Raw genomic sequence first — 23874 nt, 5'->3', positions numbered from 1 at the left:
CACACGACATCGGGATGCTTCTAGTCTCCTGAACCGCACCTTTCCCTGAACAATGACGTGTTACTTGAGTCCGCCAAAACGTCGATAAAAGCTTTCACCGACATCCGGCAACGGACCATCGGCCGTCTCCAGTGCGCTGTTGAGCCACTCTTCGGCCTTGGCGTAAATCAAACGGTAAATATTGCGGCACAACTGCCGGGCCGCACGCCCTTCCCAATCACCGGGCAACAACTCGTCGGGCAATTGCGGGTCGCGCAGCAGCAGTTTGCGGTACTCGTGAATCAGCAGAATCCGTGCCAGGAAGCAGTCCGAGGGTTGCAGGTTCTCCTGCTCGCGAAGCGCTTGCCAGAGCGGTCGGAACAGCTGGATGAACTCGCTGTAATGGGTCGCCAGTTCCTCGATGTTCCAGCTCTCGCGCACTTGCAGGCGCAGGGCCTTGGAGGCCAGCACATCCTGAGCGGTGGTTTCGAAGACGATGGTGTCTTCCTGGGCCCCCAGGTCGAGCAGCGTTGCGTTGATATCGGCACGGTCGCTGCGCGGGCAGGCCAGGACCACTGGCGAAATCGCACCAAAACCTTGCCACTCCAGTTCTTCGCGCACTTGTTTGCGCTTGTCCTGGGTCAACTGCGACAGCATCACCAGGCACCACGAACCGTCCCAGGCCGGCATGCTGGTGCTGTAGACCCGCTTGAACGCCTTGTCGAAACGCCGGCGACCGGTGCCGGTCAGGCTGTAATAGCTACGGCGGCCGACTTTCTCGGCGGTCAGCCAGCCTTCCTTGGTCAAACGGAAAATCGAGGTGCGGATCAGCCGTTCGTTGATGCCGATCGGCTCGAGCAATTGAATCAGGCTGCCCAGCCACACGGTGCCACCGTGGGGCTCGATGGCATCACCGTACAGCGTGATGATCAAGGAACTGGCGCGAATCGGCGTCTGCTCCTGGAAGCGCGTAATCAGATGGTTCAAGGGTGTCAGGGACGACATGGGCGTACCGAGCGAAAAAAGAAAAGGAATATACCGAATGCCGGGGTGTTAATCCCAATCCCTTGCAGGAGCCAGCCTGCAGGGGACCATGTTCACAAAGTGTTGCCTTTGGGGCGAAGGCCGCTGTCGCTGATTCGCGGCCGATCCGGCTCCGGTTCGCTCAGCGGTTCGCAAACCTGCATCTGCTCCAGGCAACGCTGGGCCAGTTGCTGGTATTCGCGCGTTCCCGCCTGCTTCCACGCCACTTCCTGATCGCTGAGGGTGCGCTTGACGCCGGCCGGTGCACCCATCACCAGCGATTGCTCCGGACATTCGAACCCGGCCTTGACGAACGCCGCCGCCGAAACGAAAGAACGCGCACCGATCCGGGCGTTGTCCATCACCACCGCATTCATCCCCACCAGTGCATCGGCGCCGATCCGGCAGCCGTGCAGCACTGCGCCGTGGCCGATGTGGCCGTTGCGCTCGACCACGGTGTCGCTGTCGGGGAAGCCGTGCATGACGCAGGTGTCCTGCAGGTTGGCGCCCTCCTCCAGCACGATCCGCCCGAAATCGCCACGCAGGCTGGCCAGCGGACCGACATAGCAACGCGGGCCGATGATCACGTCACCTATCAATACAGCGGACGGGTGCACATAAGCGCTTGGGTCAACCACTGGAGTCAGGCCATCAAGGCTGTAGCAGGTCATGGCAGGTTCCTTCACAAAGCGATGCAATTAATGACTCATTTTGTATCACATCACTTTTGCAATCACAAAGACTAAAAAGCGTATCACTTGAAACAGCCCTTTCCGACGAATGCCAGCAGGGCCCTAAAATCAACGAAAAACCCAATAAAACCGAGACAAATCACTCACACAGGGCCCCTCAATCGCAGTGACATCAAACCAGAAGATTCTCAATTAAGACACATTAATTCTATTTTCATATTGCTTTTACGTATCACGTTGTAGCTATACTTTGGCAAAACCGGCCCCAGCGGCCGATCCAATAACGAGCCGGCATCACGCCGAGCGTGCACCGTGAGGGCATCCGCCATGCCTCTAACCCTTGCCGTCGAGTTGATCGAGCCTGGCGTCCGCCTGATTACCCTGCAGCGCCCACAAGCTTTGAACGCCCTGACCACTGAGTTACTTGGTGAACTGGCCGATGAACTGAATGCTGCGCAAGCCGATCCCGACACCCGCGTCGTCGTACTCACCGGCAGCCGCAAAGCCTTCGCCGCTGGCGCCGACATCAAGGAAATGGCTGAGCGCGATCTGGTCGGTATCCTCGACGATCCGCGCCAGGCATCGTGGCAAGCCATTACCCGCTTCAGCAAACCGCTGATCGCCGCCGTCAACGGCTTCGCCCTGGGCGGCGGCTGCGAACTGGCGATGCACGCCGACATCATCATTGCAGGCCTCGACGCCCGCTTCGGCCAGCCGGAAATCAATCTCGGGATCATGCCCGGCGCGGGCGGTACCCAACGCCTGTTGCGCGCGGTCGGCAAATCCATGGCCATGCAAATGGTCCTCACCGGCGAACCGATCGATGCCCGCCAGGCCCAACGCGCCGGGCTGGTCAGCGAAGTGACGCAACCGGAATTCACCGTCGAACGCGCCCTGCACATTGCCCGCAGCATCGCGGTCAAGGCGCCGCTGGCAGTACGCCTGGCCAAGGAAGCCCTGCTCAAAGCCATGGACACCGACCTCGCCAGCGGCCTGCGCTTCGAGCGCCACGCCTTCACCGTGCTGGCCGGCACCCGCGATCGCAACGAAGGCATTGCCGCCTTTCAGGAAAAACGCCTGCCGACCTTTACCGGCCAGTAATCACTGAATTCGAGATCTCCAAGAGAGCGCCAAGACCATGAACTTCGAACACATCCTGTTTTCCATCGAGGCCGGCGTCGCCCTGCTCAGCCTCAATCGCCCGGACCAGCTCAACAGCTTCAACACCCAGATGCATAGCGAGGTCAAAGAAGCGCTCAAACAAGTGCGGCAGAACCCGGACGTGCGGGTGCTGCTGCTGACCGGTGAAGGTCGCGGCTTCTGCGCCGGGCAGGATCTGAGCGACCGCAACGTCGCCCCGGGCAGCGCCGTGCCGGATCTGGGCGAGTCCATCGAGAAGTTCTACAACCCGCTGATCCGCCAGCTGCGCGACCTGCCGATGCCGGTGATTTGCGCGGTCAACGGTGTGGCAGCCGGGGCCGGTGCCAACATTCCACTGGCCTGCGATCTGGTACTGGCGGCGCGCTCGGCGAGCTTCATTCAGGCGTTCTGCAAAATCGGCCTGATCCCTGATTCCGGTGGCACCTGGACCTTGCCGCGCCTGGTCGGCATGGCTCGGGCCAAGGCTCTGGCACTGCTGGGCAACCGCCTGAGTGCCGAACAGGCCGAACAATGGGGTTTGATCTACCAGTGCGTGGACGACGCCGACCTCCGCGAAGAAGCGCTGAAACTGGCCCGCCATCTGGCGACGCAGCCGACCTACGGCCTGGCGCTGATCAAGCGCAGCCTCAACGTCAGCCTGAGCAACAGCTTTGACGAACAGCTGGAACTGGAGCGAGACCTGCAACGCCTGGCCGGGCGTAGCGAGGACTACCGCGAAGGCGTCGGCGCCTTCATGGAAAAACGCACCCCAGTTTTCAAGGGGCGCTGAATCATGAGCGCACTCAACACCAACGCACGCATCGCCGTGATCGGCGCCGGTGCCATGGGCGCGGGCATTGCCCAGGTCGCGGCGCAGGCCGGGCATCCGGTGCTGCTGCTGGACAATCGCCCAGGCGCGGCCGCTCAAGCCATTGAAGGCATCGATCGGCAACTGGGCAAACGGGTCGAAAGCGGCAAGCTGTCGGCCGAATCGCGCACTGCAACCATCGCTCGCCTGCAAGCAGTGGACGCCATCGAAGCTTTGGCCGACTGCGCGCTGATCATCGAGGCCATCGTCGAAAACCTCGAGGTCAAGCGTGCACTGTTCCGTCAGCTCGAAGGCATTTGCAGTGAACATTGCATCCTCGCCAGCAATACCTCATCGCTGTCGATCACCAGCATCGCTGCGCAGCTTGAACATCCACAACGCTTGCTCGGCCTGCACTTCTTCAACCCGGCGCCAGTGATGGCGCTGGTGGAAATTGTCTCCGGGCTGGCCAGCGATCCGACATTGGCCGAGTGCCTGTACGACACCGCCAGGGCCTGGGGCAAAAAACCGGTGCACACCCGCTCCACACCGGGCTTCATCGTTAACCGCGTGGCCCGGCCGTTTTACGCCGAAAGTCTGCGGATGCTTCAGGAAGGCGCGGCCGACTGCCCGACACTGGATGCGTTGATGCGCGAGGCCGGTGGCTTTGCCATGGGCGCGTTCGAACTGACCGATCTGATCGGCCACGACGTCAACTACGCCGTGACCTGCTCGGTGTTCGACGCCTATTACCAGGACACGCGCTTCCTGCCGTCGCTGATCCAGAAAGAACTGGTCGACGGTGGACGCCTGGGGCGCAAGAGCGGCCAGGGTTTCTACAGCTACGCCCAAGGGGCAGAGCGCCCGCACACCACGCAAATCAGCAGCGACGCGCAGGTCGAGGTTTGTGCCGTGGAAGGCGACCTCGGTATCGCCCAAGGTTTGCTTGTGCGACTGCGCGAACAAGGCGTCCAGATCATCCAGCGCGATGGCAAGGGTTTGCTGCGGATCGGTGACGCCGTGCTGGCCTTGAGCGATGGGCGCATGGCCTGTCAGCGGGCTCGGGAAGACGGGCTGCGCAACCTGATCCTGCTGGATCTGGCGTTCGATTACGTCAATGCCAAACGCATCGCCATCAGCCATGCGGCTGGCATCGATCCACAGGCTCTTGAACAAGGCGTGGCCTTGCTGGAACGGGCCGGGCTCAAGGTCAGCCTGCTCAGTGACAGCCCGGCCCTCGCCGTGCTGCGCACCGTGGCGATGCTCGCCAACGAAGCGGCCGACGCCCTGCTGCAAGGCGTGGCGTCGGCTGCCGACATCGATCTGGCGATGCGCGCCGGGGTCAACTATCCGCAGGGGCCGTTGGCCTGGGCTGATGCCATTGGCCTGTCGCACATTCTTGAAACGCTGGAAAACCTGCAGGCCAGTTATGGCGAGGAACGCTACCGGCCGTCGCTGCTGCTGCGCCGTCGGGTCGCCGAAGGGAGACACTTCCATGACTAATCACCAAGCCATGACATTGGCCAGCGACTGTGCGCAAGCATTGTTCCAGCGCGACACCGCCAGCCAGGCCATGGGCATGCGCCTGCTCTCGGCCGGCCCCGGTTGTGCCCGGGTCGGCATGACCGTGCGCGCGGACATGCTCCAGGGCCACGGCACTTGCCACGGCGGTTACCTGTTCGCCCTCGCCGACTCGGCGTTTGCCTTTGCCTGCAACAGCTACAACGAAGCCACCGTGGCCATCGGTTGCAGCATCGACTACATCGCCCCGGCCCGCCTGGGTGACACGCTCAACGCCGACTGCATCGAGCAAAGCCGCTCCGGGCGCACCGGCAACTACGACGTGCGCATTGAAAACCAGCAGGGCCAGTTGATCGCCCTGTTCCATGGCAAATCCTACAAAGTGCGCGGCCCGGTGCTGACGCAGGAGAACCCGAATGAATGACGCCCTGATCATCGATGCAGTCCGCACCCCGATAGGCCGCTACGCCGGTGCATTGAGCAGCGTGCGCGCCGACGACCTCGGCGCGGTGCCGTTGCGCGAACTGCTGCGCCGCCACCCGCAAGTCGACTGGAGCAGCGTCGACGACGTGATCTACGGCTGCGCCAACCAGGCCGGCGAAGACAACCGCAACGTCGCGCGCATGTCGGCGTTGCTGGCCGGGTTGCCGGTGAGCGTGCCGGGCACCACCCTCAATCGTTTGTGCGGCTCCGGGCTGGATGCTGTCGGCACGGCGGCGCGGGCGATTCGCAGTGGTGAGGCCGGGTTGATGCTGGTCGGGGGTGTTGAGTCGATGTCGCGCGCGCCGCTGGTGATGGGCAAGGCTGAGCAGGCGTTCTCTCGTGCGGCCGAAATGTTCGACACCACCATTGGCTGGCGCTTCGTCAACCCACTGATGAAAAAGGCCTACGGCATCGATTCCATGCCGGAAACCGCCGAGAATGTCGCCGAACAGTTCAACATCTCCCGCGCTGACCAGGACGCCTTTGCCCTGCGCAGCCAGCAACGCGCCGCGGCCGCCCAGGCCAGTGGGCGATTGGGGAAAGAAATCGTCGCGGTAGAAATCCCGCAGCGCAAAGGCCCGGCCAAAGTGGTCGAGCACGATGAACATCCTCGCGGCGACACCACCCTTGAGCAACTGGCCAAACTGGGGACGCCGTTCCGCGAAGGCGGCAGCATCACCGCCGGCAACGCCTCCGGGGTCAACGACGGCGCCTGCGCGCTGCTGCTGGCCAGCCCGCAAGCTGCCAAACGCCACGGCCTGACCGCCCGTGGCCGGGTCGTGGCCATGGCCACTGCCGGCGTCGAACCACGGATCATGGGCATCGGCCCGGTGCCGGCCACGCGCAAGGTGCTGGAGCTGGCCAACCTGAGCCTGGCCGACATGGACGTGATCGAACTCAACGAAGCGTTCGCCGCCCAGGGCCTGGCGGTGCTGCGCGAGCTTGGCCTGAGCGACACCGACCCTCGGGTCAACCCCAATGGCGGCGCCATCGCGTTGGGTCATCCACTGGGCATGAGCGGTGCACGGCTGGTGACCACTGCGTTGCATGAACTGGAAGAACGTAACGGTCGCTTCGCCCTGTGCACCATGTGCATCGGCGTCGGCCAAGGGATCGCGCTGATCATCGAGCGTCTACCCCACTAAAGAATCGCGATTCCCAAGGAGCCCAGAGGTATCCTTGGGGCATGCACTCAAAGCCCCTGCACGCGGGGGCTGGAACACAAAAACAATTCGAGTGAATACATGAACATGCCAATTGCCAAAGCCGTGCTCAACCCTGTGCTGGACCCGCTGGAAACCGCCAGCATCGACGAGCTGCGCCAGCATCAGCTGGAACGCCTGCGCTGGAGCGTGAACCACGCCTACAACAACGTGCCGCTGTATCGTCAGCGTTTCGATGCGCTGGGCGTCCACCCGGATGACATCAAGTCCCTCGACGACCTGGCGAAATTCCCTTTCACCACCAAATCCGACCTGCGCGACAACTACCCTTACGGCATGTTTGCCGTACCGATGCACGACATCGTGCGATTGCACGCGTCCAGCGGCACCACTGGCAAACCGACCGTGGTCGGCTACACCCAGAACGACATCGACACCTGGGCCAATGTGGTGGCCCGTTCGATCCGTGCAGCCGGTGGCCGCCGTGGCGACAAAGTGCACATTTCCTACGGCTACGGCCTGTTCACCGGCGGCCTCGGCGCGCACTACGGCGCCGAACGCCTGGGTTGCACCGTGATTCCGATGTCCGGTGGCCAGACTGAAAAGCAAGTGCAATTGATCAAGGATTTCCAGCCGGACATCATCATGGTCACGCCGTCCTACATGCTCAACATCGCCGATGAAATCGAGCGCCAGGGCATCGACCCGCACAAACTGGCCCTGCGCCTGGGCATCTTCGGCGCCGAACCGTGGACCGCCGAACTGCGCAGCGCTATCGAGGCACGCCTGGGCATCACCGCGCTGGACATCTACGGCCTGTCGGAAATCATGGGGCCAGGTGTCGCCATGGAATGCGCCGAAACCAAGGACGGCCCGACCATCTGGGAAGACCATTTCTACCCGGAAATCATCGACCCGGTCACTGGCGAAGTCCTGCCAGACGGCCAGATGGGCGAACTGGTGTTCACCTCTCTGAGCAAAGAAGCCCTGCCGATGATCCGCTACCGCACCCGCGACCTGACCCGCCTGCTGCCGGGCACCGCGCGGCCGATGCGACGCATCGACAAAATCACCGGACGCAGCGATGACATGCTGATCATTCGCGGGGTCAACGTGTTCCCGACGCAGATTGAAGAACAGGTCCTGAAAGTCAAACAACTTGCCGAGTGTTATGAGATCCATCTGTATCGCAATGGCAACCTGGACAGCGTGGATGTGCATGTCGAACTCAAGGCAGAGCACCAGCACCTGAGTGACGAACAACAGAAGGCTGTTTGCGGGGAATTGAGCAAACACATCAAGACGTATATCGGCATCAGCTCGCGGATTGTCTTGCAGCCGTTCCATTCGATCAAACGCTCGGAAGGCAAGGCCTGCCACGTACTGGACAAACGTCCGAAAGCATGACTGCTGCACCCTTTTCAGCCCCGCTTTTGCGGGGCTCTTTTTTTGGGCGCACGGAAGATGATCGTTCCCACGCTCCGCGTGGGAATACCGCCGGGGACGCTCTGCGTCCCGCAGTCGCCGCCTGCGCAACGGTGACGCGGAGCGTCACGGGATGCATTCCCACGCGGAGCGTGGGAACGATCAATCGAAAGCGATACAAAAAACAAACGCGACACGTCATTTTATGTTTGATAATAATTTCTGTATCGCTTATAAAGTTCTCCATGCCCCAGAACAGATTTCAAGGCGGGAACAAAAAATGTACGCACAGCTCGTAGAAACCGGCGTCAAGCGCATCAAGGACCTCTCGGAAATGTCCGAACAGGAACGCGCCTTCCAGGAAAAAATCGATTCAGAAATCAAGATCGAAGCCAAGAACTGGATGCCAGATGCCTACCGCCAGACCCTGATCCGGCAGATTTCCCAACACGCCCACTCCGAAATCGTTGGCATGCTGCCCGAAGGCAATTGGGTCACCCGCGCGCCGACGCTCAAACGCAAACTGCAACTGATGGCCAAGATCCAGGACGAAGCCGGCCACGGCCTGTACCTGTACAGCGCCATGGAAACCCTCGGCGCCGACCGTGATGAAGAAATCGCCAAACTGCACAGCGGCAAGGCCAAGTATTCGAGCATCTTCAATTACCCGACGCTGAACTGGGCCGACATGGGCGCGGTGGGCTGGTTGGTGGATGGCGCGGCGATCGTCAACCAGGTGGTGTTGCAGCGCACCTCGTACGGCCCCTACTCCCGGGCCATGGTGCGCATCTGCAAGGAAGAGAGCTTCCACCAGCGCCAGGGCTACGAAATTCTTCTGACCATGATGCGCCACGGTAATCAGGCGCAAAAAGACATGGTCCAGGACGCGATCAATCGTCTGTGGTGGCCGTCGCTGATGATGTTCGGCCCGAGCGACGAACACTCGCCGAACAGCGCGCAATCGATGGCCTGGAAAATCAAGCGCCAGAGCAACGATGAACTGCGCCAGCGCTTCATCGACCAAACCATCCCGCAACTGGAACTGCTGGGCTGCACCTGCCCCGATCCGGACCTGAAGTGGAATGCCGAACGCGGTCACTACGATTTTGGCGAAATCCAATGGAGCGAATTCTACGAAGTGCTCAAGGGCAACGGTCCGTGCAACACCGAACGCGTTGCCACCCGCCGCAAGGCGATTGAAGACGGTGCCTGGGTACGTGAAGCCGCCGTCGCCCACGCCCGCAAAAAACAAAACAAGAACGCCGCCTGATTCGGCCACCTGATGTGGAGTAATTGAAATGTCCGAGTGGACCCTCTTCGAAGTCTTCGTGCGCAGCAAGCACGGCCTCAACCACAAGCACGTCGGCAGCGTGCATGCCGCCGACACCACCATGGCCATCGAGAACGCACGCGAGCTCTACACCCGTCGCAGCGAAGGCGTGAGCCTGTGGGTGGTGCCTTCAGCCCTGATCACCGCTTCGTCGCCGGATGAAAAAGACCCGCTGTTCGACCCGTCGGACGACAAGGTCTACCGCCACGCCAGCTTCTACGAGTTGCCGGCCGAAGTCGGGCACATGTGAGGTCGACCATGGACAACAAGACTGATTTGATCGAATACCTGTTGCGTCTTGGCGACAGCGCCCTGATCCAGGGGCAGCGCCTGTGCCAATGGTGTGGCAAGGCCCCGGCGCTGGAAGAAGAGTTGGCGCTGATGAACGTCGGCCTCGACCTGGTGGGCCAGGCGCGCAACTGGCTGGAGTACGCCGCCGAACTGCTGGACGACGGCCGCGACGCCGATCACCTGGCGTTCCGTCGCGACGAGCGCGCCTATCGCAACCTGCTGCTGGTGGAACAACCCAACGGCGACTTCGCGGTGACCATGCTCAAGCAGTTCCTCTACGACGCCTGGCATTTGCCGGTGCTGCAGGGCCTGAGCCAGTCCAGCGACGAACGCATCGCCGGGATCGCCGCCAAGGCGGTGAAGGAAGTGACCTATCACCTGCGCCGCTCCGGCGAATGGATTGAGCGTATGGGTGACGGCACCGAGGAAAGCCACAAGCGCATGCTCGCGGCAATCCCCGAAGTCTGGCGCTTCACTGTAGAACTGATCGCCGCCGACGACAGCGAACAGCGCCTGTGCGAAGCCGGCATCACCCCGGACATCGCCAGCGTCGCCGCGCAGTGGCAAGCCAAGGTCAACGAAATCTTCGCCAGCGCCACCCTGCCCGTGCCCGCCGCGCCGAGCTATTTCTATCTGAATGCGCGCAAGGGCCTGCACAGCGAACACTTGGGCATTCTGCTGGCCGAGATGCAGTTCCTGCCACGAGCGTACCCCGATGCAACCTGGTGAGCTGATCGCCAGCGACCTCGGCGCCCGGCCGGCGCAACCGTCCGACCTGGCTGCCGCCTGGGCGATTCTGGCCGGGGTCATGGACCCGGAAGTGCCGGTGGTCAGCGTGGTCGACCTGGGCATTGTCCGCGATCTGGGCTGGCAGGCCGGGCACCTTCACGTTGTGGTCACGCCGACGTACTCCGGTTGCCCGGCCACCGAAGTGATCGAGAGCGATATCCGTGATGCCCTGGAGCTCGCCGGATTCAAGGCGCCGCAGCTGGAACGCAAATTGACCCCGGCCTGGACCACCGACTGGATCAGCGACAGTGGGCGCGAACGCCTGCGCGCCTACGGCATCGCCCCGCCCGAGGGCAGCACCAGCAAGCGCAGCCTGCTCGGCGAAAGCCCGCAGGTTGTATGCCCGCAATGCGGCAGCGCCCACACCGAGGTGCTCAGCGAGTTCGGTTCCACCGCGTGCAAGGCGCTGTACCGCTGCGTCGATTGCCGGGAACCGTTCGACTATTTCAAGTGCATCTGAGCGGCGAATCGGCCGTCCCAGCTGGAGAACAACAATGAGCAAATTTCACAGCCTGACCATCAAGGATGTACGCGCCGAAACCCGTGACGCGGTGTCCATCGCCTTCGAAATTCCGCAGCACTTGCAGGACAGTTTTCACTTCACCCAGGGCCAGCACCTTGTGATGCGTACCCAACTGGACGGCGAAGAAGTGCGTCGCTCCTATTCGATCTGCACCGGGGTCAACGACGGTGAACTGCGCATCGCCGTCAAGCGTGTGGCCGGTGGACGCTTTTCGGCGTTTGCCAACGAGCAGCTCAAGGCCGGCCACACGCTGGAGGTGATGCCTCCGGCCGGGCATTTCTGCGTCGAACTCGACCCGGCGCGTCATGGCAACTATCTGGCCGTGGCCGCCGGCAGTGGCATCACGCCGATCCTGTCGATCATCAAGACCACCCTGGAAACCGAACCCCACAGCCGCGTCACCCTGTTGTACGGCAACCGCTCCAGCTCCGGCGCGCTGTTTCGCGAACAGCTCGAAGACCTGAAAAACCGCTACCTGCAACGACTTAACCTGATCTTCGTGTTCAGCCGCGAGCAACAGGACGTCGACCTGTACAACGGCCGGATCAACGCCGAGAAATGCGAGCAACTGTTCAGCCGTTGGCTCGATGTCAAGGCGCTCGACGCCGCTTTCATCTGTGGTCCGCAGGAGATGACCGAGACCGTGCGCGATGGTCTCAAGGCCAAGGGCATGCAACCTGAACGCATCCATTTCGAACTGTTCGCCGCCGCCGGCAGCCAGCAAAAACGCGAAGCCCGTGAAGCGGCGCGCCAGGTGGATTCAGCGGTCAGCCAAATCACCGTGATCAGCGACGGCCGCGCCCTGGCCTTCGACCTGCCGCGCAACAGCCAGAGCATCCTCGATGCGGGCAATGCCCAGGGCGCCGAGCTGCCTTATTCGTGCAAGGCCGGCGTGTGCTCGACCTGCAAATGCAAGGTGATCGAAGGCGAAGTGGAAATGGACAGCAACCACGCTCTGGAAGACTACGAAGTGGCCGCCGGTTATGTGCTGTCGTGCCAGGCCTTCCCGATCAGCGACAAGGTGGTGCTGGATTTCGACCAGCTCTGATATCAGGCGCCACACCAAACCCTGTAGGAGCGGGCTTGCCCGCGATGAGGCCATCAGATTCAACATCACTGGTGACTGATCCATCGTTATCGCGGGCAAGCCCGCTCCCACAGTTTTAGCGATAGACCCGAAATACTGTTTCACCCCAAAACAAAAACAACAAAGGAGAGCGCGTCATGACACCCCAAGACATAGAACTCATCCGCCAGCACCCCGACTTCATTCAACTGGTGCGGCGCAAGCAGACGCTGTACTGGTCGCTGTCGCTGATCATGCTGGTGATCTACTTCGGCTTCGTGTTGCTGGTCGCGTTCTCCCCCTCCACGCTCGGCCAATCCCTGAGCGGCGGCGTGACCACCGTGGGCATGCTGGTGGGTGTGGTCATCGTGGTGCTGGCCTTTGCCCTGACCGGTTTCTATGTCTATCGCGCCAACAACGTGATCGACCCGCTGAACGAAAAACTCAAGCAGGAGTGCGCCCGATGAGCCGTCTTCTCGCGTTGTTCCTGTTGCCGCTGGCGGTGGTCACTGATCTGGCGGTGGCCGCCGATGGTGTGTCCCGCCCGCTCAACTGGAACGCCATCGGCATGTTCCTGGTGTTCGTGCTGTTCACCCTCGGCGTGACACGCTGGGCGGCACTGCGCACCCGCTCCGCCAGCGATTTCTATACGGCCGGCGGCGGCATGACGGGTTTTCAGAACGGCCTGGCGATTGCCGGTGACATGATCTCGGCTGCCTCGTTCCTCGGCATTTCCGCGATGATGTTCCTCAATGGCTACGACGGCCTGCTCTACGCATTGGGCGTGCTCGCGGGCTGGCCGATCATCCTGTTCCTGATTGCCGAACGCCTGCGCAACCTGGGCAAATACACCTTCGCCGACGTGGTCTCCTATCGACTGGAACAAACCCCGGTGCGCCTGACGTCGGCATTCGGCACCCTGACCGTGGCGCTGATGTACCTGGTGGCGCAGATGGTCGGCGCTGGCAAGCTGATCGAATTGCTGTTCGGCATCGACTACCTCTACGCCGTGATGCTGGTCGGCGTATTGATGGTGTTCTACGTGACCTTCGGCGGCATGCTCGCCACCACGTGGGTGCAGATCATCAAGGCGGTGATGCTGCTGTTCGGCACCAGTTTCATGGCGTTCATGGTGCTCAAGCACTTCGGTTTCAGCACCGAAGCGATGTTTGCCGGCGCCACTGCCGTGCATGCCAAGGGCGGCGCGATCATGGCACCCGGCGGTTTGCTGTCGAACCCGATCGACGCAATTTCCTTAGGGCTTGGCATGATGTTCGGCACTGCCGGCCTGCCGCACATCCTGATGCGTTTCTTCACCGTCAGCGATGCCAAGGAAGCGCGTAAAAGCGTGTTCTACGCCACCGGTTTCATCGGTTACTTCTACTTGCTGCTGATCATCGTCGGCTTCGGCGCCATCGTCATGGTCGGCACCGACCCGGCATTCCGTGACGCCAGTGGCGCGATCATCGGCGGTGGCAACATGGTCGCCGTGCACCTGGCCCAGGCCGTGGGCGGCAACCTGTTCCTCGGTTTCATCTCGGCGGTGGCCTTCGCCACCATTCTGGCGGTAGTTGCCGGGCTGGCACTGTCCGGCGCCTCGGCGGTGTCCCATGACCTGTATGCCTGCGTGATGCGCAAGGGCCAGGCCAGCGAACAGCAAGAGATGCGCGTGTCGCGAATCGCCACCCTGTGCATCGGCGTGCTGGCGATCATCCTCGGCCTGCTGTTCGAGTCGCAGAACATTGCCTTCCTCTCCGGCCTGGTGCTGGCCATCGCCGCCTCGGTGAATTTCCCGGTGCTGTTCCTTTCGATGTACTGGAAAGGCCTGACCACTCGTGGCGCAGTGCTCGGCAGCCTGGCTGGCCTGGTCTCGGCGATTGTCCTGCTGGTACTGAGCCCGGCCGTGTGGGTCAACGTCATGCATCACGACAAGGCACTGTTCCCGTATTCCAACCCGGCGCTGTTTTCCATGAGCCTGGCCTTCTTCAGCGCCTGGCTGTTTTCCGTCACCGACCAGTCACCCCGTGCAGCCCTTGAACGCGGTCGTTATCTGGCGCAGTTCATCCGTTCCATGACCGGTATCGGCGCCTCGGGCGCCAGCCAGCACTGATCCTCTTTTGACCGGCGCGGCTCGAACCGCGCCAGACACTGACCATACCCGGAGCAATCCTGATGTCCTCCTCAACTGCACCGCATGCCCCAACCCTGCAAAGCTTCATCGCCGGCCGCTGGCTCGGCCAACACGGCGCGCAAGTCCTGCGCAGTGCCATCGACGGCCACGATATTGCGTACACCCATGAAGAGCGCCCGGACTTCGCCGAAGCCATCGAGCACGGTCGCCGCCAGGGCATCAGTGGCCTGATGGCGCTGGATTTCCAGCAACGCGCCCAACGTCTCAAGGCGTTGGCTCTGTACTTGAGCGAGCGCAAGGAACAGCTCTACGCGATTTCCCACCACAGTGGCGCCACCCGCGCCGACAGCTGGATCGACATCGAGGGCGGCAACAGCACGCTGTTCACCTACGCCAGCCTCGGCTCGCGGGAACTGCCGTCGGGCAACGTCGTCCATGAAGGCCCGGCGATGCAGCTGAGCAAAATGGGCACCTTCGCCGGCACCCACATCCTGGTGCCTCGTGGTGGCCTGGCGGTGCACATCAATGCGTTCAACTTCCCGATCTGGGGCATGCTCGAAAAGTTTGCCCCGAGCTTCCTCGCCGGCATGCCGTGCATCGTCAAGCCGGCCAGCGCCACCAGCTACCTGACCGAAGCCGTAGTGCGACTGATGGATGAATCCGGCCTGTTGCCGGCCGGCAGCCTGCAATTGATCATCGGCGGCACCGGCGACCTGCTCGACCGCCTGCAAGGCCAGGACGTGGTGACCTTCACCGGTTCGGCCGATACCGCGGCCAAGCTGCGGGTCAACCCGAACCTGATTCGCAATTCGGTGCCGTTCAATGCCGAAGCCGACTCGCTGAACTGCGCGATCCTCGCCCCGGACGTGACCCCGGATGACGAAGAGTTCGAGCTGTTCATCAAGGAAGTCGCCAGGGAAATGACCACCAAGGCCGGGCAGAAATGCACCGCCATCCGCCGCGCCATCGTCCCGGCCAAGCACATCGATGCAGTCGCCACCCGCCTGCGCGATCGCCTGGCCAAAGTGGTGGTCGGCGACCCGTCGGTGGAAGGCGTGCGCATGGGTGCGCTGGCGTCCCACGACCAGCAGAAGGACGTGACTGAACGTCTGCAAGCGCTGTTGCAGAGCAGCGACATGCTGTTTGGCGCGCGCGATGGCTTTGAACCGCGTGGTGAAAATGTCGACAAAGGCGCGTTCTTCGCGCCAACCCTGTTGCAGGCCCGCGACCCGCATGCCGAGGGCGGCGCCCACGATATCGAAGCGTTCGGCCCGGTCAGCACCTTGATGGCCTACGATGATCTGGATGAAGCCTTGGCCCTGGCTGCACGCGGCAAAGGCAGCCTGGTGGCCAGTTTGATCACCAAGGATCCGCACATCGCCGCCAAAGCCATTCCGGTGGCGGCTGCGTTGCACGGTCGGTTACTGGTGCTGGACCGTGAGTCCGCTGGCGAATCCACCGGTCACGGCTCGCCGCTGCCGCAACTCAAGCACGGCGGTCCGGGCCGCGCCGGTGGCGGTGAAGAACTCGGTGGCCTGCGTGCGGTGAAACACTACCTGCAACGCGCGGCGGTTCAAGGTTCGCCAACCATGCTGGCGGCGGTCACCGGCGAGTACGTGCGCGGTGCCAAGGTCATCGAAACCGAAGTGCATCCGTTCCGTCGTTACTTCCAGGACCTGCAGATCGGCGAATCGCTGCTGACTCACCGCCGCACCGTCACTGAAGCGGATCTGGTGAACTTCGGCTGCCTGTCGGGCGACCACTTCTACATGCATTTCGACGAGATCGCCGCCAAGGAATCGCAATTCGGCAAGCGCATTGCCCACGGTTACTTCGTGTTGTCGGCGGCGGCCGGCTTGTTCGTATCGCCCGCACCGGGACCGGTGTTGGCCAACTATGGCCTGGACACCTTGCGCTTCATCAACCCGGTGGGCATCGGCGACACCATCCAGGCGCGCCTGACCTGCAAACGCAAGATCGACCAGGGCAAGAAGAGCCCTCAAGGAATTCCGCAAGGCGTGGTGGCGTGGGATGTGGAGGTGACCAACCAACTCGGCGAACTGGTGGCCAGCTATGACATTTTAACGTTGGTTGTAAAACGCGAAGACTGACCTCGCACCATTGACTGATCGTTCCCACGCTCCGCGTGGGAATACAGCCCGGGGCGCTCTGCGTCCCCTCCAGCGCTGGAACGCGGAGCGTCCCTTGAGGCATTCCCACGCAGAGCGTGGGAACGATCGTGAAAGGCTCAGTGCCTGCGCAACCACTCGATAAACAGCGCAAACAATTCCGACTGCGACCCCACCTCCAGCTTCAGGTACAGGTTCTTGCGGTGCATGCGCACGGTTTCCGGCGAGATGCCCATCTGGCTGGCCGTAGACTTCACCGAATGCCCGCGCAGGACCATGTGCGCCACTTGCCGCTCGCGCTCGGTCAGCAAATCGCTGCCGAAATGCTCGAAAGCCGACTGCACTCGATGCTTGAGATCATCGCGTTGGCCCTGATCCTGGTCGCACTGGATCTCGCGACTGCGCAGCATCCCGCGCTGGCTGAATTCACTGATGAATTCACGCACCAGCGGTTCCACGGCGCGCAGCAGATTCAATTGCTCGGCGCACAGGCACTCACCGCCGAAACCCTGAAACAGGCTGAGTGAAATCTTCGTGTCATTGCCGGTATCGACAATGTAGTAGCTGTCTTCGGAACAGCCCGCGTTCAGGTAATAAGTCTTGTAGTAGTCGCTGTCGAAGAAGTGGTCCGGGGCGATTTCTTCCAGGTGATAGAACCCTTGCGCCAGCCCCTGCTCCACCGCCAGGCAGAACGGGTCGAGCAAATAGCCCCCGGCAAAATAACGCTCAAGAATCGACACCTGATATTCCTGGGCAATCCCGCGCTGATGCAGCAACTGTGGCGCGCGGTCCTTGCGCTCCAGGCTGATCATCATCGACTCTACGCCCGCCAGTTGCGCCAACGCGGATGCCAGGTGTTGCAGGGCGTCAGGCTCATCGATATGGGCGAATGCCTCGCGCATTCCCCCATGCCATTTGTGCAATGCCCCGAAGGGCATGGCGATCAGCGTATTGTCGTCTGGTTTGCTCATGCCCCGCAGTCTAGCGGCTGCGCAAGCCCTTGGTAACAGCTTGACCGACGAAATCATTGGCCCGCGTACTGGCCGTTCGCTGAAAGTTCGGCCGCCACCTCCAGGATGCACACCCGCAGGGTCTCGACGATCTCATCGACTTGCGCATAGGTGAGGATCAACGGCGGCGACATGACGTTGAGGTGCATGATCGGCCGCACCAGCAAGCCTTTGGCCTGGGCCCGCGAATGGATTTTCTCGCCAATGTTGATCTCGTCGGCAAACAGTTCCTTGGTGCGTTTGTCCGCGACAAACTCCACGCACGCCATCAGCTTCATGCAGCGCACATCGCCCACCAACGGCAAGTCCCGCAGCGTCGCCAAGCGTTGTTCCAGATAGCCGCCGACATCCTCAACATGGGCCAGCAGGTTTTCCCGTTCGATGATTTCGATGTTTTTCAGCGCCGCCGTGCAGCACACCGGATGGCCACTGTAAGTGAAACCGTGGGTGAAACAACGGCCCTTGCCCGGTTCGGCGATGACTTTCCAGATGCGCTCGGAAAAGATGCACGCGCCCAGCGGCAGGTAAGCCGAGGTCAGGCCCTTGGCAGTGGTGATGATGTCGGGTTGCACATCGAACACATCGAGGGAGGCGAAGAACTTGCCCAGGCGTCCGAACGAAGTCACCACTTCGTCGGCGACGAACAGAATGTCGTAGCGCTGGCAGACTTCCCACATGCGCTTGAGATAGCCCTTGGGCGCAATGATCACCCCGCCCGAGCCCATCACTGGTTCGGCGAAGAAACCCGCGACCTTGTCAGCGCCAATCGACTGGATCTTGTCTTCGAATTCCTTGACCAGAAATTCGAGAAACTGCGCCTCATCCATGCCGTCTGGTGCACGGTACGGGTTGGGGTTGGAAACGTGATGGATCAGCGGGTTGGCGTAATCGAACTCCGGCACCCGGTCGGCAGCCTTGTTGCCGATCGACATGGTCAGTGTGGTAGAGCCGTGGTACGCGTTGAAGCGCGCAATGATGTGCTTCTTTTGCGGTTTTCCACGGCAGTTCTGGTAGTACTGGATCAGTCGGTACGCGGTGTCCACAGCGGTGGAGCCGCCGGTGGTCAGGAACACGTGATCGAGATCCCCCGGCGCCAGGCTGGCGAGCTTCTCGCAGAGCTCGATGGCGACGTTGTTCGACATGTCGGAAAACGGATTCGAATAGGCCAATTGCCGTACCTGGTCAGCGATGGCGTCGGCCATTTCTTCACGCCCCAGGCCGATATTCGTGCACCACATGCCACCCACTGCATCGAGGAAGCGGTTGCCCTGGGTGTCATAGATGTAGGCACCGTCTCCGGCGACGATGTTCAGCGAACCCTGTTCGGCGTGCTCGTCGAACACGTGATAGCCGTGCATATGGTGGGCCTTGTCGGCTTTGACCAGCCGGGATTCATCCGCTGGGGAAAAAACGCTGCGTGTTGGCGTCGCCATAAGTAAACCTCTAACCGAATTGACTAACGTTCGAACCAATCAAATGCCGCTCTTGACGGTGCTCCAGACCCGGGTCATGGCCCGCATGTCCTTGCCGTCCTGAGTCTTCTGCGGAAACAGCCGTTCGCGGGTTTCGGCATCGGGGTAAATCGCCGGGTTGTTGCGTACATCGGCCTTCAACAAAGGCGTGGCCGCGGCGTTGCTGTTGGCGTAATGGATGTAGTCGGTGACGTCCGCCATCACCTGCGGCTGCATCAGGTACTCCAGGAACTTGTGGGCATTGGCGACGTGGGGCGCGTCGGCCGGGATGTAAAGGTTGTCGAACCAGATCAACGAACCTTCCTTGGGAATGAAGTAGGACAGGTTGATGTTCAACTTGGCTTCTTCGGCGCGGGCCATGGCTGTGGCGTAATCGCCGGACCAGGTCATGGCCATGCACACGTCGCCGTTGGGCAGGCTGGTCAGGTAATTGACCGAGTCGAATTTGCGAATGTATGGCCGCACCGACAACAGCAATTCCTGCGCAGCCTTCAGATCATCCGGCCTGGCGCTGCGAGGATCGCGGCCAAGGTATTTGAGGGCCAGCGGAATCACTTCGGTCGGCGCATCGACCAGGGTCACACCACAGTCGGCGAAGCGCGAAACAATTTTCGGATCGAAAATCATCGCCAGCGAACCGATGGGCGCGTCCGGCATGCGCTCCTTGATCTTGTCGACGTTGTAGGTGATGCCATTGCTGCCCCAGGTGTAGGGCGCGGAATACATCGTGCCGGGGTCGAAACCTTGCAGGTCCTGCAAGACTTTCGGATCGAGGTTGGTCCAACTCGGCAGCAGTTTCTTGTCCAGTGGCTGGAACACCTTGGCCTGGATCAGCGGCGGTGCGAGGGACGCGTTGAGCACGATCAGGTCATAGCCGGAGTGCCCGGTGAGCAACTTGGCCTGCACCGTTTCGTAAGCATCAAAGGTGTCGTAGATGACTTTGATGCCGGTGGCTTTTTCGAAATCGGCGAGGGTTTTCTCGCCGATGTAATCCGCCCAGTTATAAAGCCGCAGCGTGTTGCTGTCGTTTACCTCAGCGGCGTAGGCATTCAGGGTCAGCGGTACAACAAACAGACTGGAAATCACCTTAAGCAGTGTCTTGCCCATAGCAAATGCACCTTATCAAGCGAGTTCGGCTCTGGATGAGCGGATGTACCTACTATTGGCGGATTCACAGGTCGGCACCATAACCCGAATGGGTGTGAACACCCGATGGGCCGGCGACATGGCAAAAAGCATCAGCCCGGTTGACCCGTTTTGGCATAGCGGCAGGGTTTGCCTGACGCTTAAAGTGCCCGTTGAACCGACTCGCCAAGAGCGCGCCATGACCGACCTGATCAAACAAGAACACCGCGATGGCGTGCTGACGCTGACCATCGACCGCCCGGACAAGCTCAACGCGCTGACCAACAGCATGTACACGCGGCTGGCCGACCTGTTGTTTACCGCGAATGAAGACGATGCCGTGGGGGCGATCATCATCACCGGCGGCCCGAACTGTTTTACCAGTGGCAACGACCTGGTGGACTTCCTGCAGGAACCGCCGAAGCACCTGGACAGCCCCGCGTTTCGCCTGATGCGCGCCGTGACGCACCTGCAAAAGCCGTTGATCGCAGCAGTTTGCGGAGCGGCCATCGGTATCGGCACCACCCTGCTGTTGCATTGCGATCAGGTGCTGATTACGCGCGACGCCAAGCTGCGCACGCCGTTCGTCAATCTGGGTCTGTGCCCCGAATTTGGCGCCAGCCTGCTATTGCCTCGCCTGCTCGGCCACGCCCGTGCCGCGCGCCTGCTGCTGTTGGGTGACAGCCTCGATGGCAGCGAAGCGGTGGCCTGGGGCCTGGCCAACCAAGTCTTCGATGACGGCGAACAGTGCCTGGCCGCGGCCGCCAAAATTGCCCAGCGCTTTTTGGCGATGCCTCAGCAAGCCTTGCGCCAATCCCGGCAATTGATAAAGCAGCCGGGTATGGAAGAACTGCAGGCCACCCTGCGCGAAGAAAACACGCTGTTCATCCAGCGCCTCAACAGCGATGAGGCAAAAACAGCCTTGAACGCCCTGCTCAATCGCAGTACAGATAAGAATCCACCGAAAGGAGCCCAGTCATGAACACCCCGGACATCTTCGTAGTCAGCGCCGCCCGTACCGCCATCGGTACCTTCGGCGGTTCGCTCAAGGACGTGCCATTGGCCGACCTCGCGACCACCGCTGTGAAAGCCGCCCTGGAGCGGGCCGCCGTAGACCCGGCGCTCGTCGGCCATTTGGTGATGGGCAACGTGATCCCGACTGAAACCCGTGACGCCTATATTTCCCGGGTTGCCGCAATGAACGCCGGCATTCCCAAGGAAACCCCGGCCTACAACGTCAACCGCCTGTGCGGTTCGGGCCTGCAAGCGATCATCAACGCCGCGCAGACCCTGATGCTCGGCGACGCCGACATCGTCGTCGGTGCCGGTGCCGAATCCATGAGCCGTGGCCCGTACCTGATGCCGAGCGCCCGCTGGGGTTCGCGCATGGGCAACGCCCAGGTCATCGACTACATGCTCGGCATCCTGCATGACCCGTTCCATGGCATTCACATGGGCATCACCGCCGAAAACGTGGCCGCACGCAACGGCATCACCCGCGAGATGCAAGACGCCCTGGCCTTTGAAGACCAGAAACGCGCCGCCCACGCGATTGCCAACGGCTACTTCAGCGAACAAATCGCCACCGTGGAAATCCAGGATCGCAAGGGCACCAAGCTGTTCAGCGTCGACGAGCATCCGCGTGCCACCTCCCTGGAACAACTGGCCGGCATGAAGCCTGCGTTCAAGAAAGACGGTTCGGTGACTGCCGGCAACGCCTCGGGCCTGAACGACGGCGCCGCCGCCCTGGTCATGGCCACCGGCACCGCTGTCCAGGTCAATAACCTCAAGCCACTCGCACGTCTGGTCAGCTACGCCCACGCCGGCGTCGAACCGGAACTGATGGGCCTCGGTCCGATCCCTGCCACGCGCCTGGCACTCAAACGCGCCGGCCTGACCGTCGCTGATCTGGACGTGGTCGAAGCCAACATCGCCTTCGCCGCCCAGGCCTGCGCAGTCAGCCAGGAACTCGACCTCGACCCGGCCAAAGTCAACCCGAACGGCTCGGGCATCGCCCTGGGCCACCCGGTCGGCGCCACCGGCGCGATCATCGCCACCAAAGCCATCCACGAACTGCACCGCACCAACGGCCGCTACGCGCTGGTGACCATGTGCATCGGTGGTGGCCAGGGGATCGCGGCGATTTTCGAGCGCGTCTAACCCCTTGCCGTAGGGGCTGTCGAGTGAAACCAGGCTGCGATCTTTTGACCTTGTCTTATAAAAAGCAAAGTCAAAAGATCGCGGCCTGCGGCGGCTCAGGTGGAGTGCGGTACGTCCAGCGAGAAAATGACATAACCGGAAAGCGGAGACGGTCATTTCGGAAACGTCCCACAGTCAGAGTTTTAGCTTCCCGGTAGGGTCAATGCCCTCCCAGCATCAGGCTGGGATTGGCCAGGGAAGAAAAGAGCATGACTAAAAAGGCAGTTATCGTTTTCAGTGGCGGTCAAGACTCCACAACCTGCTTGATCCATGCATTGCCGCATTACGATGAAATTCACTGTATTACGTTCGACTACGGCCAGCGCCATCGTGCAGAAATCGAAGTGGCGCAGCAGCTTTCAAAGAAACTTGGCGTGACAGTACACAAGGTATTGGACACGTCATTACTCAATGAGCTGGCGATTAGCAGTCTTACTCGCGACAACATCCCGGTACCCACCACACACAGCTCCAGGGATACCCTGCCCAGTACTTTTGTACCAGGGAGGAATGTTCTATTTTTAACCCTGGCAACTATCTACGCTTATCAAGTGCGTGCTGAAACTATCATCACCGGTGTCAGTGAGACGGAAAGCTCGGGTTACCCAGATTGTCGCGATGACTTTGTAAAGCGCCTGAATGATGCGATTGAATGTGGCATGGATTACAAATTGCGCATTGAAACCCCGCTTATGTGGCTGACCAAAGCGGAAACCTGGGCCCTTGCCGATTATCACCAACAGCTGGACTTGGTTCGCTACCAGACACTGACCTGCTATAACGGCATAAAAGGAAGTGGATGTGATCGTTGCGACGCCTGTACGCTCCGCAAAAATGGACTGATTGAATTCCTTGAAGATAGAACGGGAACTACAAAACGCCTAAGAATCAAACTGAATCTATAAAAAATAGCATATGGCAGGGGGGGCGTTTACGATTAACACCTCGCCGCTGAACCTTATGCCGGTTGTGCTGCGCCGACGTACCTTTTAAATAAGGATCTAGCTCCATAGGCTGGAAAAATGTTAAGCACAGCAAAACACATTTTTATTGCTATCTGAACGTAAACTATATTCAGGATATCTCGGTTTTCCATGGCACCATAAAACGCAATAAAACAGAAAATAAAGCTATCTAGAATTACTGCGAAAAAAGTACTGAAGAACACTCGTAAAAATAGATACCTGGAATTTGTAAGCTGCTTAATTTTACAGAGCAAGTATGAATTTACGTACTCCGAAAAAAGAAAAGACACGGACGAAGCTACTAATGCAGACGAGACATGAGTGATGATTTCCCCATATGGTTCATTAAGCTGCCAGCCAGGCAAACCCGGGAGATATCCAGTAATGGAGAGTAAAACAAGAATAAAAGCATTACTAGCGAAGGCAAAGTATATCGCCCTCCTTGCCAATCTAAGCCCATATGACTCATTTAGCAGATCAACTATCAAGAACGTCAACGGATAGAGAAAAACACCAGGAGTAACCACGACATCAAAATACTCCAAATAAATAAGCTTTGCCGCAGCGACATTAGTAAAAATATAGAGCGCAAAAAGCATTAGATTAAGAG

23 protein-coding genes are annotated in these 23874 nt (G+C 60.6%); 17 read left to right on the top strand and 6 right to left on the bottom strand.

All coding sequences use genetic code 11. From position 1 onward, the window contains the following. Positions 1 to 60 precede the first annotated feature (60 nt). Entirely contained in the window at positions 61 to 984 is a 924-nt protein-coding gene (gene paaX / locus D8V06_RS12220) for a phenylacetic acid degradation operon negative regulatory protein PaaX (RefSeq protein WP_056854839.1), read from the bottom strand. A 92-nt stretch (positions 985 to 1076) separates the two neighbouring features. After that, on the bottom strand, positions 1077 to 1673 hold the full coding sequence (gene paaY / locus D8V06_RS12215; RefSeq protein WP_056854840.1) for a phenylacetic acid degradation protein PaaY: 597 nt from the start codon (positions 1671 to 1673) through the stop codon (positions 1077 to 1079). 348 nt (positions 1674 to 2021) lie between these two features. Here paaY and paaF point away from each other — a divergent pair, with 348 nt between their 5' ends. The 14 genes from paaF (at position 2022) to paaZ (ending at position 16475) form a co-directional block, all read left to right on the top strand. Further along, on the top strand, positions 2022 to 2795 hold the full coding sequence (gene paaF / locus D8V06_RS12210) for a 2,3-dehydroadipyl-CoA hydratase PaaF (protein ID WP_056854841.1): 774 nt from the start codon (positions 2022 to 2024) through the stop codon (positions 2793 to 2795). 37 nt (positions 2796 to 2832) lie between these two features. Further along, positions 2833 to 3624, top strand: coding sequence for a 2-(1,2-epoxy-1,2-dihydrophenyl)acetyl-CoA isomerase PaaG (paaG, locus tag D8V06_RS12205; protein ID WP_130931031.1), 792 nt, complete (start codon positions 2833 to 2835; stop codon positions 3622 to 3624). A 3-nt stretch (positions 3625 to 3627) separates the two neighbouring features. Beyond that, positions 3628 to 5145, top strand: coding sequence for a 3-hydroxyacyl-CoA dehydrogenase PaaH (gene paaH, locus D8V06_RS12200; RefSeq protein WP_130908393.1), 1518 nt, complete (start codon positions 3628 to 3630; stop codon positions 5143 to 5145). Continuing rightward, positions 5138 to 5587: a hydroxyphenylacetyl-CoA thioesterase PaaI gene (paaI, locus tag D8V06_RS12195; protein ID WP_056854844.1), complete on the top strand. Its 450-nt coding sequence runs from the start codon at positions 5138 to 5140 to the stop codon at positions 5585 to 5587. Before paaH ends, paaI begins: the two co-directional genes overlap by 8 nt. Next, positions 5580 to 6791: a 3-oxoadipyl-CoA thiolase gene (gene pcaF, locus D8V06_RS12190; RefSeq protein WP_130931030.1), complete on the top strand. Its 1212-nt coding sequence runs from the start codon at positions 5580 to 5582 to the stop codon at positions 6789 to 6791. The genes paaI and pcaF overlap by 8 nt, the downstream gene beginning before the upstream one ends. Before the next feature lie 99 nt (positions 6792 to 6890). Next, entirely contained in the window at positions 6891 to 8216 is a 1326-nt protein-coding gene (gene paaK, locus D8V06_RS12185) for a phenylacetate--CoA ligase PaaK (protein WP_056854846.1), read from the top strand. A 298-nt stretch (positions 8217 to 8514) separates the two neighbouring features. Further along, positions 8515 to 9504, top strand: a complete 990-nt coding sequence (paaA, locus tag D8V06_RS12175) for a 1,2-phenylacetyl-CoA epoxidase subunit PaaA (RefSeq protein ID WP_056854847.1) — start codon at positions 8515 to 8517, stop codon at positions 9502 to 9504. Positions 9505 to 9532: 28 nt separating this feature from the next. Next, complete coding sequence (paaB, locus tag D8V06_RS12170) at positions 9533 to 9814, top strand: 1,2-phenylacetyl-CoA epoxidase subunit PaaB (RefSeq protein WP_007943393.1); 282 nt, start codon at positions 9533 to 9535, stop codon at positions 9812 to 9814. 8 nt (positions 9815 to 9822) lie between these two features. Beyond that, positions 9823 to 10584, top strand: a complete 762-nt coding sequence (paaC, locus tag D8V06_RS12165) for a 1,2-phenylacetyl-CoA epoxidase subunit PaaC (protein WP_130931028.1) — start codon at positions 9823 to 9825, stop codon at positions 10582 to 10584. Beyond that, complete coding sequence (gene paaD / locus D8V06_RS12160; RefSeq protein ID WP_056854849.1) at positions 10571 to 11104, top strand: 1,2-phenylacetyl-CoA epoxidase subunit PaaD; 534 nt, start codon at positions 10571 to 10573, stop codon at positions 11102 to 11104. The genes paaC and paaD overlap by 14 nt, the downstream gene beginning before the upstream one ends. 34 nt (positions 11105 to 11138) lie before the next feature. Beyond that, positions 11139 to 12215 (top strand): 1,2-phenylacetyl-CoA epoxidase subunit PaaE, encoded by a 1077-nt coding sequence (paaE, locus tag D8V06_RS12155; RefSeq protein WP_056854850.1) that lies wholly within the window; start codon positions 11139 to 11141, stop codon positions 12213 to 12215. A 176-nt stretch (positions 12216 to 12391) separates the two neighbouring features. After that, a complete protein-coding gene (locus D8V06_RS12150) occupies positions 12392 to 12700 on the top strand; it encodes a DUF485 domain-containing protein (RefSeq protein ID WP_130904194.1) in 309 nt (102 codons plus the stop codon). Further along, on the top strand, positions 12697 to 14343 hold the full coding sequence (locus D8V06_RS12145; protein ID WP_056854852.1) for a cation acetate symporter: 1647 nt from the start codon (positions 12697 to 12699) through the stop codon (positions 14341 to 14343). The genes D8V06_RS12150 and D8V06_RS12145 overlap by 4 nt, the downstream gene beginning before the upstream one ends. 62 nt (positions 14344 to 14405) lie before the next feature. Then, positions 14406 to 16475: a phenylacetic acid degradation bifunctional protein PaaZ gene (gene paaZ / locus D8V06_RS12140; RefSeq protein ID WP_130904193.1), complete on the top strand. Its 2070-nt coding sequence runs from the start codon at positions 14406 to 14408 to the stop codon at positions 16473 to 16475. Between the two features lie 137 nt (positions 16476 to 16612). On the opposite strand, the gene D8V06_RS12135 is transcribed toward paaZ, so the two are convergent. The 3 genes from D8V06_RS12135 to D8V06_RS12125 are packed head-to-tail and all read right to left on the bottom strand — an operon-like array spanning position 16613 to position 20082. Then, positions 16613 to 17521 (bottom strand): helix-turn-helix transcriptional regulator, encoded by a 909-nt coding sequence (locus D8V06_RS12135; RefSeq protein WP_130904192.1) that lies wholly within the window; start codon positions 17519 to 17521, stop codon positions 16613 to 16615. Beyond that, on the bottom strand, positions 17518 to 18936 hold the full coding sequence (locus D8V06_RS12130) for an aminotransferase (RefSeq protein ID WP_130931027.1): 1419 nt from the start codon (positions 18934 to 18936) through the stop codon (positions 17518 to 17520). Before D8V06_RS12130 ends, D8V06_RS12135 begins: the two co-directional genes overlap by 4 nt. Before the next feature lie 39 nt (positions 18937 to 18975). Next, the gene (locus D8V06_RS12125; protein WP_130931026.1) at positions 18976 to 20082 is read right to left on the bottom strand and encodes a polyamine ABC transporter substrate-binding protein; all 1107 of its coding nucleotides are present in this window, start codon (positions 20080 to 20082) and stop codon (positions 18976 to 18978) included. 217 nt (positions 20083 to 20299) lie between these two features. Here D8V06_RS12125 and D8V06_RS12120 point away from each other — a divergent pair, with 217 nt between their 5' ends. The 3 genes from D8V06_RS12120 to queC all read left to right on the top strand — a co-directional run bounded on the left by D8V06_RS12120 (position 20300) and on the right by queC (position 23204). Continuing rightward, entirely contained in the window at positions 20300 to 21082 is a 783-nt protein-coding gene (locus D8V06_RS12120; protein WP_130931025.1) for an enoyl-CoA hydratase-related protein, read from the top strand. Further along, positions 21079 to 22260 carry an acetyl-CoA C-acyltransferase family protein gene (locus D8V06_RS12115; protein ID WP_056854858.1) on the top strand — a complete coding sequence of 394 codons (1182 nt, stop codon included), beginning with the start codon at positions 21079 to 21081 and terminating at the stop codon, positions 22258 to 22260. Before D8V06_RS12120 ends, D8V06_RS12115 begins: the two co-directional genes overlap by 4 nt. Positions 22261 to 22508: 248 nt before the next feature. Beyond that, positions 22509 to 23204, top strand: coding sequence for a 7-cyano-7-deazaguanine synthase QueC (gene queC, locus D8V06_RS12110; protein WP_130931024.1), 696 nt, complete (start codon positions 22509 to 22511; stop codon positions 23202 to 23204). 53 nt (positions 23205 to 23257) lie between these two features. Here the strand turns inward: queC and D8V06_RS12105 are convergent. Next, positions 23258 to 23874, bottom strand: a 617-nt coding sequence (locus D8V06_RS12105) for a queuosine precursor transporter (protein ID WP_130931023.1), incomplete at its 5' end; no start/stop codon positions are given.

It is taken from the genome of Pseudomonas sp. Sample_24, assembly GCF_004307605.1.
Lineage (GTDB): Bacteria > Pseudomonadota > Gammaproteobacteria > Pseudomonadales > Pseudomonadaceae > Aquipseudomonas.
This window is presented reverse-complemented; position numbering and strand designations above follow the sequence as displayed.